The organism is Dyadobacter jiangsuensis (genome assembly GCF_003014695.1).
GTDB classification, from domain to species: domain Bacteria; phylum Bacteroidota; class Bacteroidia; order Cytophagales; family Spirosomataceae; genus Dyadobacter; species Dyadobacter jiangsuensis.
The window spans coordinates 191,303-207,740 of the sequence record NZ_PYAS01000009.1 but is presented as its reverse complement, the minus strand read 5'-3'; the positions used below and the strand labels follow the sequence as shown (position 1 = coordinate 207,740).

16 protein-coding genes are annotated in these 16,438 nt (G+C 50.2%); 12 read left to right on the top strand and 4 right to left on the bottom strand.

Annotation, left to right across the window (positions count from 1 at the left end; all coding sequences use genetic code 11):
* The first annotated feature begins 77 nt into the window (after nt 1–77).
* The 8 genes from CLV60_RS19480 to CLV60_RS19445 all read left to right on the top strand — a co-directional run bounded on the left by CLV60_RS19480 (nt 78) and on the right by CLV60_RS19445 (nt 9,268).
* Complete coding sequence (locus CLV60_RS19480) at nt 78–941, top strand: EboA domain-containing protein (RefSeq protein WP_106597040.1); 864 nt, start codon at nt 78–80, stop codon at nt 939–941.
* Between the two features lie 4 nt (nt 942–945).
* Nucleotides 946–1,974, top strand: a complete 1,029-nt coding sequence (locus CLV60_RS19475) for a TatD family hydrolase (protein WP_106597039.1) — start codon at nt 946–948, stop codon at nt 1,972–1,974.
* A gap of 1 nt (nt 1,975) precedes the next feature.
* On the top strand, nt 1,976–2,845 hold the full coding sequence (gene eboC / locus CLV60_RS19470) for a UbiA-like protein EboC (protein WP_106597038.1): 870 nt from the start codon (nt 1,976–1,978) through the stop codon (nt 2,843–2,845).
* Between the two features lie 195 nt (nt 2,846–3,040).
* On the top strand, nt 3,041–4,201 hold the full coding sequence (locus CLV60_RS19465) for a 3-dehydroquinate synthase (RefSeq protein ID WP_106597037.1): 1,161 nt from the start codon (nt 3,041–3,043) through the stop codon (nt 4,199–4,201).
* Nucleotides 4,198–5,400: a metabolite traffic protein EboE gene (gene eboE, locus CLV60_RS19460; protein WP_106597036.1), complete on the top strand. Its 1,203-nt coding sequence runs from the start codon at nt 4,198–4,200 to the stop codon at nt 5,398–5,400. The genes CLV60_RS19465 and eboE overlap by 4 nt, the downstream gene beginning before the upstream one ends.
* Complete coding sequence (locus CLV60_RS19455) at nt 5,393–6,757, top strand: alkaline phosphatase family protein (RefSeq protein WP_106597035.1); 1,365 nt, start codon at nt 5,393–5,395, stop codon at nt 6,755–6,757. The genes eboE and CLV60_RS19455 overlap by 8 nt, the downstream gene beginning before the upstream one ends.
* 63 nt (nt 6,758–6,820) lie before the next feature.
* Nucleotides 6,821–8,008 carry a PQQ-dependent sugar dehydrogenase gene (locus tag CLV60_RS19450; protein ID WP_106597034.1) on the top strand — a complete coding sequence of 396 codons (1,188 nt, stop codon included), beginning with the start codon at nt 6,821–6,823 and terminating at the stop codon, nt 8,006–8,008.
* A 3-nt stretch (nt 8,009–8,011) separates the two neighbouring features.
* Nucleotides 8,012–9,268 carry a saccharopine dehydrogenase family protein gene (locus tag CLV60_RS19445; protein WP_223400319.1) on the top strand — a complete coding sequence of 419 codons (1,257 nt, stop codon included), beginning with the start codon at nt 8,012–8,014 and terminating at the stop codon, nt 9,266–9,268.
* 95 nt (nt 9,269–9,363) lie between these two features.
* Here CLV60_RS19445 and folB read toward each other — a convergent pair whose 3' ends face one another.
* From folB to CLV60_RS19430, 3 genes are all read right to left on the bottom strand, one after another.
* Nucleotides 9,364–9,714 carry a dihydroneopterin aldolase gene (folB, locus tag CLV60_RS19440; protein ID WP_019940367.1) on the bottom strand — a complete coding sequence of 117 codons (351 nt, stop codon included), beginning with the start codon at nt 9,712–9,714 and terminating at the stop codon, nt 9,364–9,366.
* A 9-nt stretch (nt 9,715–9,723) separates the two neighbouring features.
* Nucleotides 9,724–10,776, bottom strand: a complete 1,053-nt coding sequence (locus CLV60_RS19435; protein WP_106597032.1) for a DivIVA domain-containing protein — start codon at nt 10,774–10,776, stop codon at nt 9,724–9,726.
* A 107-nt stretch (nt 10,777–10,883) separates the two neighbouring features.
* On the bottom strand, nt 10,884–11,783 hold the full coding sequence (locus CLV60_RS19430) for a WD40 repeat domain-containing protein (protein ID WP_106597191.1): 900 nt from the start codon (nt 11,781–11,783) through the stop codon (nt 10,884–10,886).
* 30 nt (nt 11,784–11,813) lie between these two features.
* Between CLV60_RS19430 and CLV60_RS19425 the strand changes: the two genes are divergently transcribed.
* Nucleotides 11,814–12,443: a 4'-phosphopantetheinyl transferase family protein gene (locus CLV60_RS19425; RefSeq protein WP_106597031.1), complete on the top strand. Its 630-nt coding sequence runs from the start codon at nt 11,814–11,816 to the stop codon at nt 12,441–12,443.
* A 2-nt stretch (nt 12,444–12,445) separates the two neighbouring features.
* Here CLV60_RS19425 and CLV60_RS19420 read toward each other — a convergent pair whose 3' ends face one another.
* The gene (locus CLV60_RS19420) at nt 12,446–13,294 is read right to left on the bottom strand and encodes a transglutaminase-like domain-containing protein (RefSeq protein ID WP_106597030.1); all 849 of its coding nucleotides are present in this window, start codon (nt 13,292–13,294) and stop codon (nt 12,446–12,448) included.
* Between the two features lie 157 nt (nt 13,295–13,451).
* Here CLV60_RS19420 and galE point away from each other — a divergent pair, with 157 nt between their 5' ends.
* Genes galE through rfbA form a run of 3 tightly spaced genes read left to right on the top strand, consistent with a single transcriptional unit; the run spans nt 13,452 to nt 16,427 of the window.
* Nucleotides 13,452–14,465 (top strand): UDP-glucose 4-epimerase GalE, encoded by a 1,014-nt coding sequence (gene galE, locus CLV60_RS19415; RefSeq protein WP_106597029.1) that lies wholly within the window; start codon nt 13,452–13,454, stop codon nt 14,463–14,465.
* A gap of 3 nt (nt 14,466–14,468) precedes the next feature.
* Nucleotides 14,469–15,524, top strand: a complete 1,056-nt coding sequence (gene rfbB / locus CLV60_RS19410; protein ID WP_106597028.1) for a dTDP-glucose 4,6-dehydratase — start codon at nt 14,469–14,471, stop codon at nt 15,522–15,524.
* A 36-nt stretch (nt 15,525–15,560) separates the two neighbouring features.
* The gene (rfbA, locus tag CLV60_RS19405; RefSeq protein ID WP_106597027.1) at nt 15,561–16,427 is read left to right on the top strand and encodes a glucose-1-phosphate thymidylyltransferase RfbA; all 867 of its coding nucleotides are present in this window, start codon (nt 15,561–15,563) and stop codon (nt 16,425–16,427) included.
* The last annotated feature ends 11 nt before the right edge of the window (nt 16,428–16,438 follow it).

Here is a 16,438-nt window from a genome sequence, read left to right as displayed (position 1 = left end):
AGGCATTATAGCAATAACCCACGTCCTCAAAAGATTTACACGGTGCAAGCCGGCAAGCAGGATCACCGACAACAGTTATGTCCGATATTATTAAACAAAAGATCTGGGAGATCATCGCTTCGAATACTTCCGCCGAAGAGGCCGGATGGTTGCAGCAAAAGGGATCTGCCGCCCCGGGCGTCGGTACGCCCATCGACCTGATGACGGCCTTCGTAGCAGCCCCCAGGTTTCTATCCAAAAAAATTATCCATACCTCCGACGCCGGAAAAGCCGCATTGAACCTCGAAATACCTGGATTTTCGGTGGACGGCTGGTCGCTCGTGAGGCTTAGCCGCGTGTGGCTGCTCACGCAACTCGAACCGTCGGATAAAGAAGGTTATACCAAGAGCATTGAAACACTTTTCGATACGGCGGAGATGAACGAGCTGGTGGCACTATATTCAGCATTGCCACTGCTTTCATATCCCGAGCAATGGCTTTTCCGGGCTACCGACGCGGTGCGTTCCAATATGGGTTTTGTATTCGATGCGATTGCATTGCACAACCCGTTCCCGGCGAAATACTTCAGCGAACTGGCCTGGAACCAGCTTGTGCTCAAAACAATATTCAACGACAAGCCGATCCATTTTATAGAAGGCCTGGAAAACCGCTCGAACGAGAAGCTGGCAGTGACGCTTTCGGACTTCGCGCACGAGCGATGGGCAGCCGGGCGCAGCGTGCCTGCGCAAGTATGGCGCCTAACCGGAAAGTTCTTGAACAACGCATTGCTGGCCGATATGCAGCATTTGTTTGATTCGGAGAAAGAGGATGACCGCCAGGCTGCTGCATTGGCCTGTGGCGAGGCGACGCTGCCTGCGGCCAATTACCTTTTGGCAAAATACACCGATCTGGAGAAATCAGTAAAATCCGGCGCATTGACGTGGGCCGATCTCGAACATTGATATTATGTGCGCTAATCATACAGAAATACCCCCTAACCCTTCGCATTTCGAAGATAGCGAAGAAGCCAACCAGGCCCCCGCACACCGCGATATCGCCTGGAACGATTACAAGGACCTTATCAAAGGAATGCGGTTTTTCGACCCGCATATCCACATGGTATCCCGCACAACGGACGACTACCAGGCGATGAACCAGGCCGGTATTGTAGCGCTCATCGAGCCTGCATTCTGGGTAGGACAGCCGCGCACGGGTTTATCAACATTCAAGGATTATTACAGCAGTCTGGTAGGATGGGAAAGATTTAGATCCTCCCAGTTTGGAATAAAACATTACTGCACCATGGGCCTGAACTCCCGCGAGGCGAACAACGAGCCGCTGGCGGAACAGGTAATGGAGATTTTACCATTATATATTTACAAAGAAGGCGTGGTAGGCGTCGGTGAGATCGGTTTTGATGACCAGACACCCGCCGAAGAAAAATACTACCGCCTCCAACTCGAACTCGCCAAGGAAGCGAAACTACCCGTGCAGATCCACACGCCGCACCGCGATAAAAAGAAAGGTACGGAGCGCAGTATGGCCATTGCATTGGAACACGGCATCGACCCGTCGTGGGTGATTGTGGACCATAACAATGAAGAAACCGTGAAAAGCGTGCTCGACCAGGGCTTCTGGGCGGCGTTTACCATTTATCCTTTTACCAAAATGGGTAATGAGCGGATGGTGAAAGTGGTGGAACAATACGGCCCCGAGCGCATTATGATCAACTCCGCCGCCGACTGGGGTATTTCCGATCCGTTGGCGATCCCGAAAACAGCCGCATTGATGAAAATGCGCGGCATTTCGGATGAAACAATCCGCCTCGTTACCTACCAGAATGCGATCGATGCATTTGGCAAGAGCGGACAGATCGACGTGACAGATTTCGAATCGGGGTACGCGGTGGATCAAACGGAGAAATTCCATGGAAACAGCATTTTGAGAGGCGGCCAGCAACCTGCTCCGGTGAAAGATTTTTTAGTGATTAATTAAAGTGGGCAGTCTCAAACCTTATTTGCAACTCACGCGCCCGGCCAACCTGGTAACCGCCATCGCGGACATCCTGGCCGGTATGGCGATCGCGCAGTTTACCTTCTCGGATTTCTCCCCTGCATTACTCGTGGTTTCCACCCTCGGCCTGTACGGCGGAGGTGTGGTGATGAACGATGTTTTCGATGCCAGACTCGATGCCGTGGAGCGGCCTGAGCGGCCCATTCCAAGCGGCAAAGTTCCGCTCGCACAAGCTACCACAATGGGGCTTTCACTATTGCTGCTGGGTATTGTCGCGGCGGGGGCATTCAGTTTACAAAGCGGGATGATCGCCGTCGTCGTGGCAATGCTCACCGTTTTATATAACCGTTTTGCCAAACATCACGTATTCTTCGGCCCGCTCGTAATGGGTATGTGCCGGGGCGGCAACCTGATACTTGGTATGAGCGTATTGCCGGAGTCGTTTCAACAATGGGCATTCATCGCCATTTTCCCGATCATGTACATCGGCGCGATCACGCTGATCAGTCAGGATGAGGTCCATGGTGGGAAGAAGCGAACATTATATATCGCGGCTTTTCTATACCTCGCCGTACTCGCCGCGCAGTTGACGATTGCGCAGGGAAAGGGTAATCTTTTGTTTACCATTCCATTTGTGTTACTACATGCCTGGTTCATTTTCCGGCCGCTTTGGAATGCGATGCAAAATCCTATTGGACCACTGATCGGCAAAGCCGTAAAGGCCGGCGTTATCTCGCTGATTGTCATGAATGCTTCCTGGTGTGCGGCATTTGGCTTGCTGCCTATTGCCATTGCGGTGCTCGCGTTGCTGCCACTTTCCATGTATTTGGCGAAGGCGTTTGCGGTTACTTAAATGAGGGGAGAATGGAGGAAAGGGAGGAGGGAGGAAAGGGTGGCTTCGGACTAATAAATAAATTGGACGATGACGGGACGGGGAAAACCTGTTAATTTTAGTCTTTATATCAATGATTTTGAGCTGCGTTTGAACGGATCGTGTTTTCAAACGTTTTTAATGTAAATACCCACTTTGCGTGTAATGCCAGATTCAATGCAAACCATAAAACAACGTTTCCAGGTGGAATACAACTATGCCGTATTCTTCACCCAACACCTTTTTGACACCCAGAACCCGTTACTGAAAGATTTTTTTCAAGAATATACCGAGCAGGGCTTTCAACGCAAAGCGCTGGTGATCGTGGACGAGGGGTTTGAACAGACACAGCCGGATTTGAAAAACAATATCCGCGCCTACTTCGCACAAAATGTAACGCATGTGCAGCTCGCGCCCGAGATCATTTCGGTACCTGGCGGAGAAGCGTGCAAAAATGACCCGTCGCAGTTCGATAAGCTCGTAGAAGCCGTCGATGTGTTCGGGATCGACCGTCATTCATTTGTGATCGGCATTGGCGGCGGTGCCGTGCTGGACTTGGTCGGCTACGCGGCTGCGGTCTCGCACCGGGGTATCAAGCTGATCCGTATTCCAACGACGGTTTTGGCACAAAACGATTCAGGTGTTGGAGTTAAAAACAGCATTAATTTCCACGGTAAAAAGAACTTCCTCGGCACATTCGCACCGCCGGTGGCTGTTTTCAATGACCTTACTTTCCTGCGTACGCTCGACGACCGCGACTGGCGCGGCGGACTCGCGGAAGCCGTGAAAGTAGCTCTGATCAAAGACCAGGCGTTCTTTGAATGGATCGAAGAACACGCAACGGCGCTTGCTAACCGCGATGAAGAGGCGATGGCTTACCTTATCCACCGCTGCGCCGAAATGCATACCGACCACATTGCCGGCGGTGACCCGTTCGAATTCGGCTCGTCGCGTCCGCTGGATTTCGGCCATTGGGCAGCGCATAAGCTGGAATTCCTGACGAATTTTGAGGTTCGTCACGGCGAAGCGGTTGCCATTGGTATTGCATTGGATTGTGTGTATGCTAATAAGATAGGTATGCTTGCAGAAAGCGATCTGCACCGCATTATAGATGTACTCACCAAAGTCGGTTTTGAACTATACCATTCCAAACTGGCTGAAAACGATAAAATCAACCTCCGCAACGGCTTGCAGGAATTCCGCGAGCATTTGGGCGGCAGGCTCACCATCATGCTGCTGGAAAAGATTGGAAAAGGAGTGGAAGTGCATGAACTGGATGCCGACATCATCGCACAGTCGGTGGATTACCTCGAAAGCTCCAAAATTATCCCTGCATGATCACGCCTTACGGACACCTTACCTATTGCAGCAATATCCATCCCGGCGAAAAGTGGGACGACCATTTCCGGTCGCTGCGCGAGAGCATTCCTTACATCCGCGAACAATTAGCGCCCGGTAAGCCGTTTGGCCTCGGGCTGCGCGTCGCGAATGAAGCATCCATCGAGCTGAGCAAGCCGGAAGTACTCGCGGAGTTCAAAGCCTGGCTAGCAGAGCAGAATGTATACGTGTTTGTGATAAACGGCTTCCCGTACGGCGGTTTCCACAACACCCGCGTGAAGGACGACGTGCATACACCCGACTGGACGACTATCGACCGCCTCGCATATACCAAACGCCTATTCAACATCCTGGCTGCATTGCTGCCCGCCGATATGCACGGAGGTGTTTCTACCCCGCCACTCTCCTACCGTCTTTGGTGGAAAACCGAAGCAGACAAACTGCAAGCGACTGAAAAAGCGACCGATCACATTCTCGAACTCCTCGACGAGCTGATCCACATTGAAAAGGAAACCGGTAAGTTCCTGCATCTGGACATTGAGCCCGAACCGGACGGCATTCTCGATAATACCGAGGATTTCGTGACCTGGTATACCAATGTTTTGCTTCCGAAAGGCACTATTTATTTGGTAGAAAAATACGGGATCGATGGTGAAGCGGCGCAGGCGCTGATCTTGAAACACATTCAACTGTGCTACGACATTTGTCACGCCGCGGTAGGTTTTGAAAAACCGGAAGATATTCTCGATTCACTGAATGAATATGGTATTCAAGTCGGCCGCATTCAGGTGAGCTCGGCTTTGAAGGTGAATTACACCAGCGAACGCGAGGTTAAACGCAAAGCCATCGAGACATTCGACGAGCCGGTTTACCTGCACCAGGTGGTCGCCCGCCACGACGACGGCCATTTCACGCATTATCCCGATCTCAAAGAAGCACTGAACGATTGGAACGAAACCCATGAAGAATGGCGCGTGCATTTCCACGTTCCGTTGTTTGTAAATACCTACGGCGTGCTCGATTCAACGCAAGGCGATATTGTGCAGACATTGGCATTGCAAAAAGAGAACCCATTCTCGGCCTACCTCGAAGTGGAAACCTACACCTGGGGCGTGCTGCCGGAGGATATGCAGAAGCCTATTGGCGAATCCATCGTCCGCGAGCTCGAGTGGGTGAAGAAAGTATTGAATTATGAATAAAACCGTAGTTATAGATATTGTAGGACTAAGCGCCAACCTGATCGGCGAACATACGCCGTTTCTGGATGCTTATGTCAAAAAGCGGCACCTTACACCCATCAAACCGGTGCTTCCGGCCGTTACGACCACTTCTCAAAGCACTTATGTGACGGGTAAATGGCCTGCGGAGAATGGCATCGTCGGCAATGGCTGGTACGATCGGGAAGATTCGGAGGTGAAGTTCTGGAAACAGTCGAATAAGCTAGTACAAGGAGATAAAATTTGGGATAATGCGAGAAAGACAGACCCGAATTTTACGATTTCGAAAATGTTCTGGTGGTATAATATGTACTCCACCGCCGACTGGTCGGTAACGCCGCGGCCGCAATACCATGCCGATGGCGTAAAAGCGCCCGATTGCTACTCTTACCCACCTGAATTGCGTGATGAATTGCAAGCCGAACTCGGCCAGTTCCCGCTATTCAACTTCTGGGGACCGAATGCGAATATCAAATCGACTCGCTGGATCGCCGATGCTTCGATGTCGGTAGAAAGAAAGCATAATCCAACGCTGACGCTCATTTACCTGCCGCATCTGGATTATTGCCTACAAAAATTCGGTCCGGATTTTTCGAAGATCAGCAAGGAGCTGAATGAAATCGACGAGGTAATTAAAGACCTGATCCAATTCTACGAATCTCGGAATGCGAAGATCATCCTACTTTCGGAATACGGTATTAACCCCGTGAATAACCCGATCCATATCAACCGCATTCTCCGCAACGAAGGGCTGATTTCGGTGCGTAACGAGCGCTGGTATGAGCTGCTGGATGCGGGCATTTCCAAAGCATTCGCGGTGTCCGATCACCAGATCGCACACGTTTACCTGAATGATCCTTCCGTGAAAGAGCGGGTCATGCAGGTTTTGAAAAAAACACCGGGTATCGATCTCGTACTGGATAAAGAAGCTCAGAAGGCATACCATATCGATCACCAACGCTCGGGCGATATTGTGGTTGTTGCCAAGCCGGATAGCTGGTTTACCTACTACTACTGGGTTGATGACGCCAAAGCGCCGGATTACGCGCATTTGGTGGACATTCACCGCAAGCCGGGTTACGATCCGGTGGAGATGTTTATGGATCCTAAAAATCCATTGATCAAACTCCGTGCGGGCTACAAACTGGCGCGGAAGCTACTTGGTTTCAGATATTTAATGGATGTTATCCCGCTGGACGCCACATTAGTGAAGGGCTCTCACGGAGGCATTAATATCCCCAAAGAATACTACCCGATCATCGTTACCGACCAGGCCGCTGAAAAGCAGGAACTGGAAGCGGTAGATGTGTACGATGTAATCTGGAAACACCTGATTTAAAACTCATTCCAAAAACAAATAGGCTTTCATGACGTTGTTCTAGAAACTTACAACTACGACCTCATGAAAGCCATACTTCGCCTGACGCTCATCCCGTTGGTTATCGCCGTTGCAGTTTTGGCCTGCAAATCCGATGATCCTGAAATAATCGAGGATCGTTTCCCAGAGGATTCCATCAATTCAAAAGACATTTTTCCGGCATTAACATTCAGCCAGCCGGTAGATCTCGTGCAGGCGCCGGGCGACAGCAGCCGGTTTTTCGTCGTGGAACAGGGCGGGGTTATTAAGATGTTTTCAAATGCGGAAAATGTCTCTTCCAGTTCTACTTTTCTGGATATCAAAAGCAAAGTACGGTCAGGCGGCGAACGCGGCTTACTAGGGCTCGCATTTCATCCTGATTTTAAGGCCAATGGCTACTTCTTCGTCAATTACACCTCCGGCACTCCGCTGAAAACGGTGATAGCACGCTATAAAGCCACCAGCGCCACTCAGGCCGATCCGGGCAGCGAAGCGGTTTTATTTACATTCAACCAGCCTTATGATAACCACAATGGCGGTTCAATGCAATTCGGTAAGGACGGCTACCTTTATATTGCCACCGGCGACGGCGGCAGCGGCGGCGACCCGCAGAATAATGCGCAGAACCTGAAAAGCCATTTGGGCAAAATCCTGCGCGTGGATGTAAATGGCACGGCGAAGGGCAATTACAGCATTCCCGCCGACAATCCCTATGCAACCGGCACCACCGGCAATTTACCTGAAATCTACGCCTACGGTCTCCGCAACCCTTGGCGCATCAGCTTTGACAGCAGTACCGGTAAGCTTTTCGCAGGCGACGTCGGCCAGAATGAACGCGAGGAAATCGATATCATCATAAAAGGTGGCAACTATGGCTGGCGCATTAAAGAAGGTGTCGACTGCTACAGTCCCTCGTCCAATTGCAATGCACAAGGTCTCATCGAGCCGGTACACGATTACAGCCAGGATAATGGCGATCGCTCCATTACCGGTGGCTATGTATACCGAGGCTCCGCCATTCCCGCGCTCGCGGGCAAGTACATCTACTGCGACTACATCAGCGGGCGCATATGGGCGCTCGAACTCGACGGCGATACCCGCAAAACGAACACGCTCATCATGGAAGGCAAGGGCAATATTTCCTCTTTCGGGCAGGATATCAAAGGCGAAGTCTACTATTTAAACTACGGGCAGGGCAAGGTAATGAAGGTGGTTAACGGAAATTTAAATTGAAAAATTAACCGGTCGTCCTATCTTTGCCGGAAATTTAAAACTATTAAAATGTCCAAGGTTCTTATCATTGGCGCAGGGGGTGTCGGTAGTGTTGTGGCACACAAATGCGCATTGAACAGCAATGTTTTCACCGAAATAATGCTCGCCAGCCGCACCAAGGCGAAATGTGATAAAATAGCAGCCGAAATCAAGGAAATGCACGGGGTTGATATCCAGACCGCACAGGTGGATGCCGACATCGTGGCCGAAACGGTTTTGCTCATCAAACGTTTCCAACCCAAAGTGCTTATCAACGTGGCACTCCCATACCAGGATCTGACGATCATGGATGCCTGCCTCGAAACCGGCGTGCATTACCTCGATACCGCCAATTACGAACCCAAAGACGTTGCGAAATTCGAATACAGCTGGCAATGGGCATACCAGGAGCGCTTCAAAGAGGCGGGACTGATGGCCGTTCTGGGCTGCGGTTTCGACCCGGGTGCTACACAGGTTTTCACCGCGTTCGCTGCCAAGCACCAGTTCGACGAAATGCATTACCTGGACATTATCGACTGTAATGCAGGCGACCACGGTAAAGCATTTGCGACCAACTTCAACCCTGAGATCAACATCCGCGAGATCACCCAGCCGGGCCGCTATTGGGAAAACGGTGAGTGGGTCGAGATCCCCGCGATGAGCATCCATAAACCGATCGATTACCCGGGCATCGGACCGAAAGAGAGCTACGTGCTGTACCACGAAGAACTCGAATCGCTCGTGAAGAACTTCCCTACCCTGAAACGCGCGCGTTTCTGGATGACTTTCGGCCAGGCTTACATTACGCATTTGAATGTGCTTGAAAATGTAGGTATGACGAGCATCAAGCCGATCAAATTCAACGGCATCGACATCGTTCCCCTCGAATTCCTGAAAGCGGTGCTGCCTGCTCCTGACACTTTGGGCGAAAATTACTCAGGCCAGACGTCCATCGGCTGCCAGATCAAGGGTATCAAAGATGGTGAAGAGAAAACCTATTACGTTTGGAACAACTGCGACCATGCTGAATGCTATCGCGAAGTGCGCGCGCAGGCTGTGAGCTACACCACGGGCGTTCCTGCCATGATCGGTGCGATGCTAATGCTGACGAACGAAGAATGGATGAAGCCGGGTGTTTATAATGTAGAAGAGCTGAATCCGGATCCGTTCATGGAGCTGCTGAATATCCACGGCTTGCCATGGCACGAAGCGGTGAACATCGAGCTTCCCCACGAATATTGATATGTCACGCTGACTAATGTCAGCCTGAGCGCAGTCGAAGGCAGTTGGTACGGCAACATCGTACATGCGCTTCGACTTCGCTCAGCGTGACAACGTTATCCTTCCATCGTAATCACCGCCCGGGTGCAAACCCCTCCTATCGGCGGATTGAATTTCGATACTTTCACCGTCACCTTCTCGACCGTCGGGTAATGCTCCCGAATCTTTTCAATTACATTAAAACCAATGTGTTCCAACAACTTGGCCGGCTCTTTCATGACTTTGGCCGTAAGCTGGTAAATGGTTTCGTAGTTGACAGTCTCACTCAGCTTGTCGTGCTGCGCGGCACGGAAAAAGTCGGTGGTAATGGTAATGTCCAGGGCATATTTGTTTCCGATACGTTGTTCTTCGGGGTAATAGCCGTGATATGCAAAAAACTCGAGTCCTTCGAGACTGATCGTTCCCAATGGTGGTTATTAGATTTGGTCAAAAAATGAACCGCCGCCCGATTTCTTCGGCTGGCTGCTTTCTCTCGGCCGGTTGATACCCGCCGAAGAATCCCTGGCCTTCTCTGCCACTCGATGCATTTCCGCCAACACCTCTTCGGCCTCGTCGGCAGCAGTTTTCTGCGTTTGTCTTGGTCTGTTGTAGGCAACCGGCTCTTCACGCACAGGCTCAGGCTCAGGAATTGGTGCTGGTTCCTGCTCGGGTGCCGGAACTGCTGTAACAACTGGTGCGACAGCCAGGATTTCTTCTTCCTGCTCAACTCCCCCCGGCAGTTCGGGATCCACCTCAAAAACCGGTTCCGGCTCCTGTTCCTCCGCTACTTCAAACACCACTTCCGGCTTGTCGTCCTGCAATACTACCTCTACCTCCTGCGCGGCTGGCGTCGCTGCCGGTGTCTCTTCCACTTCGATCCTCACCGGCGCCTGGTACAATGGCTTCTTCGGAATTTCGATCTCCGCGATATGCTTTTTGATGTCCTCCATTTTATTGAGGACCGATTCTTTGTCGTATTTCTGCTCGAAACGTTCAACGGTTTCGAGTGCGCTGTTAGCCAGTGAACTGAGCTGGACAATCAGGTTATCACGGAAGTTTTCGATCGCCCGGAAATCGCGTTCCTGAACCTTCACTTCCTGCGCAAAATCCTCCTTGAATTTCGCTAGCCTGTCCTCCGTTTGTTTGATAATCTGGCTTGTGCGCTGCTCCGCTTCGGTTACCAGGTCGTTCGCCGCAACGCGTGATTCTTCTATTCTTTTTTCCGCATTTTCGTTGGCTTCCTTCTCGATTAACTTGCTGGTATCTTCGGCTGCTTTTAAGGTTCTGAATAAGGTTGATTCAATATCTTTCAACTTCGCCAATTCCTTCTCTGCGTAGTCCAGCTGCATCTTCAGCAAGTTGTTTTCGCTTGAATACCGCTCCCATTCCTGAGACAAAGAGTTCAGGAAAGCATCTACTTCGTCCGGGTCATAACCTCTGAAAATCTTTTCAAAAGTGTGCTTGCGTATCTCTATAGCGGATATTTTCATGATGCATTCTATGCTTTGATGCCTAGTTAAAAACGGTTGTGTAAGTTAAAGATATATGTGTCACTTTTCAAAGTATTTACCAACATTACCATATTATAAGTATTGGCTTAAGCGACCTCCCAAACCGATATCATGCGGTCGTCGCTGCACGAAATCAGTTGATTCTCAAAGCTCGTCCAAAGGAGCTTGTTCACCGATGTTCCGTGCCCCGCATGACGCGCCCGGTCAATAATTTTTTTAAGCTTGAATGTGGCTGCATCCCACAATTTTATGGACTTGTCCATACTGCAAGTAGCGAAGAGGGAGCGATCAGGACTGAATGTAATGTCGTTGATCGCGTACATGTGCGCAGGGATGTCGGAGACAATGCCGTATGCATCATTGACGTCCCATATTTTCAGGTGCGCGTCCCGGCCGGTGGTGAACAGGTATTTACCGTCCGGTGAATACTTAACGGAAAATACGGAGTTTGTATGTGCTTGAATAGTCTTTTTTAATTTAAACCCATCCAAATCAAAGATATGGACGTTGCAATCACTATCGCCGGTAGCGAATTCATTAGTCTCCATATTGACCGCAATACTGCGAACACTTTTGCCCGCGATCTTGATATGCTTCTGAACCGCGAAAGTCGGCACGTCCATCACCACCACCACGCCGTCACCTAATGCAACGAGCGCCTTATCACCCGCAAAACGGATATCGAAAATAGTAGACGTTGTGATTTTGGAGGTCTTTTCAATGGCATTCTCCCTGGTATTCAACAGCTGAATGCCTTCAAAATTCTGCCCGATCCAGAGTGTATCGCTGCCTTCATGCAATGCGAGCGCGTATACGGATGTGCCCGCACGCGCTACGAGCTTGCCGAGATCAGGCTTTTGCAGGTCCCATTGAATTACAAAGCCATCGGCTCCGGCGGAATAAAAGCCGCGATCGCTCCCGTCAGAAATAATTGTATAAACACTATCCCTATGACCGGAAAAAGTATCTACTTTGCGAATATTCATCTTGATATTTTTGTAGCAAACAGTATTACCATGCCCCTCGTTCATTCCGAAAAGATAGAAGATAGCAGCACATTACTGCTTTGGAAACTGACGGAAACCGAAGCGGAACTTCAATATGCTCTGGGTAACGGCTTTAACGAGCAGGAGCTCGACAGAATCTCGCACCCGCAAAAAAAACGCGAATGGCTCGCCAGCCGGATGCTGATCAAGACATTGGCGGAGCAGTTTGGCATTAACTACGTGGGCATTCACAAGGACGAGCACGGCAAGGCATTCCTGATCGACAACGATTCGCACATTTCCATCACCCACACCGCCGAGTTTGTCGCCGTGGCCATCAACCCGACAGCCGCCGTGGGCATAGACATGGAAAAGACCGACCCCAAATTACAGCGTACTTCCAAAAAATACCTTTCCCCGCCCGAGCACGATCACGCAGGCGACGAAATGGACCGCCTTTGTATGTACTGGTGCGCGAAAGAAGCTTTGTATAAACTCTACGGAAAGAAAAAGATCAGTTTCAGGGATTCTATTTTTATCAGCCCCTTCGAAAACACCGACATTATCCTTAGAGGAAGCCTTACCGACGAAGACATCATCATCCCCTCTAACATTTACATCCGCTGGTTCGACGGCCATTGCCTGGCCATCGCGCTCTGATTTCAGCCTTCTGGCAATTCGTCGAGCGTCGATTTCAGTATTTTCTCGATTTCCCGGATCTTGTCCTGTTCGCTGGTCTTTTCGTAAGACAGGATCAGGTTACGCAATACGCGCTGCACGATTTCGAGGTTGGTACAGGGCTGGTAGAATATGTCTTTGGATTTGATATTCAACTGTGCGATGTAATGATCGATGTCCGTTTTGGAAAAAATGATCCCTCGGTTGAATACATTAATATAGAACTGCGTCTTGTCGCTTTTGTAGGTCAATACAAACAGGTTCGGCAAATTCACGCCGTACACCGGCATTCCCAGCTTTCTTGCGATCAGCAAATAGATTACACACAAAGTAATCGGATTTCCCCGCCGGCTTTCCAGCACCGAGCTGATCATCGAGTTGGTCGGTGAATGGAAGTTCTTGGTATTGGCCGCGAAATTCATCACTCCAAAGAAAATGCTGTTGATCCGCTTCACCTGATCCACCGCATTCATTTCCTCCTGGAACTGGATCCAGATGTCGTAGTAAAGCTGCTCGATGGTGGTTTTCAACTTTTCGATCGACAAGTCGGGGTAATGGTAGGTAGCAATGATCCACATGCCTTCCAGCAGGTCAAGCCCGCCGCCGTTCTTCCACGCTTGTAACCGTTCGATCATAATGCTAAGCTGCAATTCGTGGATCAGTTCCTCGATTTTACGCTGCACGATCGGGTTGAAACTCTCCTCCCACTCAGTCTCCAGAAAAGGTATCACTGTCCCTCCCAACGATAATATCTTCCCTTCAACATGCTGACTTACTTCATGATCTTCATCATCAAGCAAGGATATCAGTGCCTTGATTTCTTTCTGGTTCATTTTCCTCAAATCTGCGTTTTACAACCAACGGATAAATAAAAACATTTTTTTTTAATGGACGTCAAATTTTCTACTTTTGCCCGGAAAAAAAGGCGGGCAGAAACCGCTTTGAACACCATCTATACCACCATATTTTCATAAAAAACGCGCATAACGCATGAAAATTCTCGTTACCGGAGGGGCCGGTTTTATCGGATCCCATACCGTTGTAGAGTTGCACAACGCGGGGTTCGAACCCGTCATTATCGACAACCTGTACAACTCCAATCTCAACGTTTTAGAAGGAATCAAAAAGATCACCGGCAAGGAGTTTCCGTTCTACGAAATCGATTGCAACGATGCCGACAAAGTAAGGGCTCTCTTTGAAAAAGAAAAGTTCGACGGCGTGATCCATTTCGCTGCTTACAAAGCTGTGGGTGAGTCGGTTGAAAAGCCGCTGAACTACTACGAAAACAACCTGATTTCCCTGCTTGTACTCCTTCGGGCCGCGCAGGAATTCCATGTAGATAAATTTGTATTCTCTTCGTCGTGCACAGTATACGGCCAGCCAGAGCAGCTGCCTGTGACCGAAAGCACGCCGCGTCTGCCGGCTAACTCGCCTTACGGTAATACCAAGGCGATCGCCGAAGACATTATCCGCGACCACGTGCATTCCAAGCCTGATCTGAAAGCGATCTCATTGCGTTATTTCAACCCGATCGGTGCGCACGAAACGTCGCTCATCGGGGAACTTCCCAATGGCGTGCCGAGCAACCTGGTACCCTTCATTACCCAAACTGCCGCTGGTCTTCGCAAATCGCTCACCGTTTTCGGCAATGATTATGACACTCCGGATGGCACCTGTATCCGCGACTTCATCCACGTGGTAGACCTCGCGAAAGCCCACGTGAAAGCGCTTGACCTGCTGGAATCGCAGACGGATACTAACTATTATGATGTATTTAATGTAGGAACGGGCGAAGGTTATACCGTTTTGCAATTGATTAATACTTTTGAGGAAGTAAACGGCGTGAAACTCAATTACACCATCGGGCCACGCCGCGAAGGGGATGTCGAGAAAATCTACGCGCAGTCCGACAAAGTAAATAACGTAATGAAATGGCGTGCCGAGAAAACCATGGCCGACGCATTGCGCGACGCATGGAACTGGCAACTAAAACTCAAAAGCTGAAAAATGAAAAAGATCTTGATTACGGGAGGAGCGGGTTTTATCGGCTCACATGTGGTTCGCCGGTTTGTCAACTTTCACCCGGAATATCATATATATAACCTTGATGCGCTCACCTATGCAGGCAACCTCGAAAACCTGCGCGACATCGAGAACGCGTCGAATTATACATTCGTAAAAGGTGATATCGTCGACGCAGCATTTATCGACAAGCTTTTTGCAGAAAACGATTTTCACGGCGTGGTACACCTCGCAGCGGAAAGTCACGTCGATCGCTCCATCACCGACCCGATGTCGTTTGTGATGACGAATGTCGTTGGTACGGTAAATCTTTTGAATGCGGCCAAAAAAGCATGGAAAGACGATTTCAGCGGCCGCCGCTTTTACCACGTGTCTACCGACGAAGTGTACGGTGAATTGCACGACCCGGGCACATTCTTCGTGGAAACGACCAGTTATGACCCGCGCTCGCCTTATTCGGCTTCCAAAGCGTCGTCCGACCATTTCGTAAGGGCATACCACAATACTTACAAACTTCCCGTGGTTATTTCAAACTGTTCGAACAACTACGGTCCGAACCATTTCCCCGAGAAGCTGATCCCGCTGATGATCCACAACATCATCCAGCAGAAACCACTTCCAGTTTACGGAAAAGGTGAAAATATCCGCGACTGGCTGTTCGTGGAAGACCACGCGATCGCGATCGACGTGATTTTCCATAAAGGGGTCAACGGCGATACCTATAATATCGGCGGCCACAACGAGTGGAAAAACATCGATCTCGTGCATTTGCTTTGCGAGATTATGGACCGCAAGCTCGGCCGTGGCGAAGGCGAGAGCGTGAAACTGATCACTTATGTGACCGACCGCGCCGGACACGACCTGCGTTATGCGATCGACGCCACCAAATTGTCGGAAGAACTGGGCTGGAAACCTTCATTGCAGTTTGCCGAAGGCCTGGAAAGAACCGTTGACTGGTACCTTTCGAATCAGGAATGGCTGAACAACGTCACCTCCGGCAATTACCAGAAATATTATGACGAAATGTACCAGGATCGTTAATCCGGGCCATTTCCTTACTCAATTGAAACTCTATTTATGAAAGGCATTATTCTGGCCGGCGGTTCCGGTACGAGGTTACACCCGCTTACACTCGCGGTAAGCAAGCAACTCATGCCGGTTTACGACAAGCCGATGATATATTACCCGCTATCGATCCTGATGCTGGCGGGTATCCGTGAAATCCTGATCATTTCGACCCCGCACGACCTGCCGCATTTCGAGAAACTCCTCGGCGACGGGAGCCGTTTGGGTTGCCAGTTCAGCTATGCGGTACAACCGAGCCCGGATGGCCTCGCGCAGGCATTCATCATCGGTGAAGAATTCATCGGCGACGACAAGGTTGCGTTGATCCTCGGCGACAATATTTTCTACGGATCGGGCCTTTCAACCCTGCTCCAATCCAACAACGATCCCGACGGCGGTGTGATCTTCGCCTACCAGGTACACGATCCGGAGCGTTACGGCGTTGTAGAGTTTGACAAAGACAATCATGTGATTTCTATTGAAGAGAAGCCCGTTGAACCAAAATCCAACTATGCGGTTCCCGGCTTGTACTTCTACGACAACGATGTGGTGGAAATCGCCAAAACTATCCCTCCTTCCCCACGCGGCGAGCTCGAAATCACGGATGTAAACCGTGTTTACCTCGAACGCGGCAAATTGAAAGTAGGTGTCCTCAACCGTGGTACGGCATGGCTCGATACGGGTACATTCCAGTCACTTATGCAGGCCGGGCAGTTCGTTCAGGTGATCGAAGAACGCCAGGGTTTAAAAGTGGGCTGCATTGAGGAGATCGCATACCGTATGGGCTTTATTAATGCAGAACAATTGCGTGAAATCGCCCGGCCTCTTTTGAAGAGCGGCTACGGCACTTATCTGGAACGCATTGTAGCCCATGCCTGACAGGCGGCGGC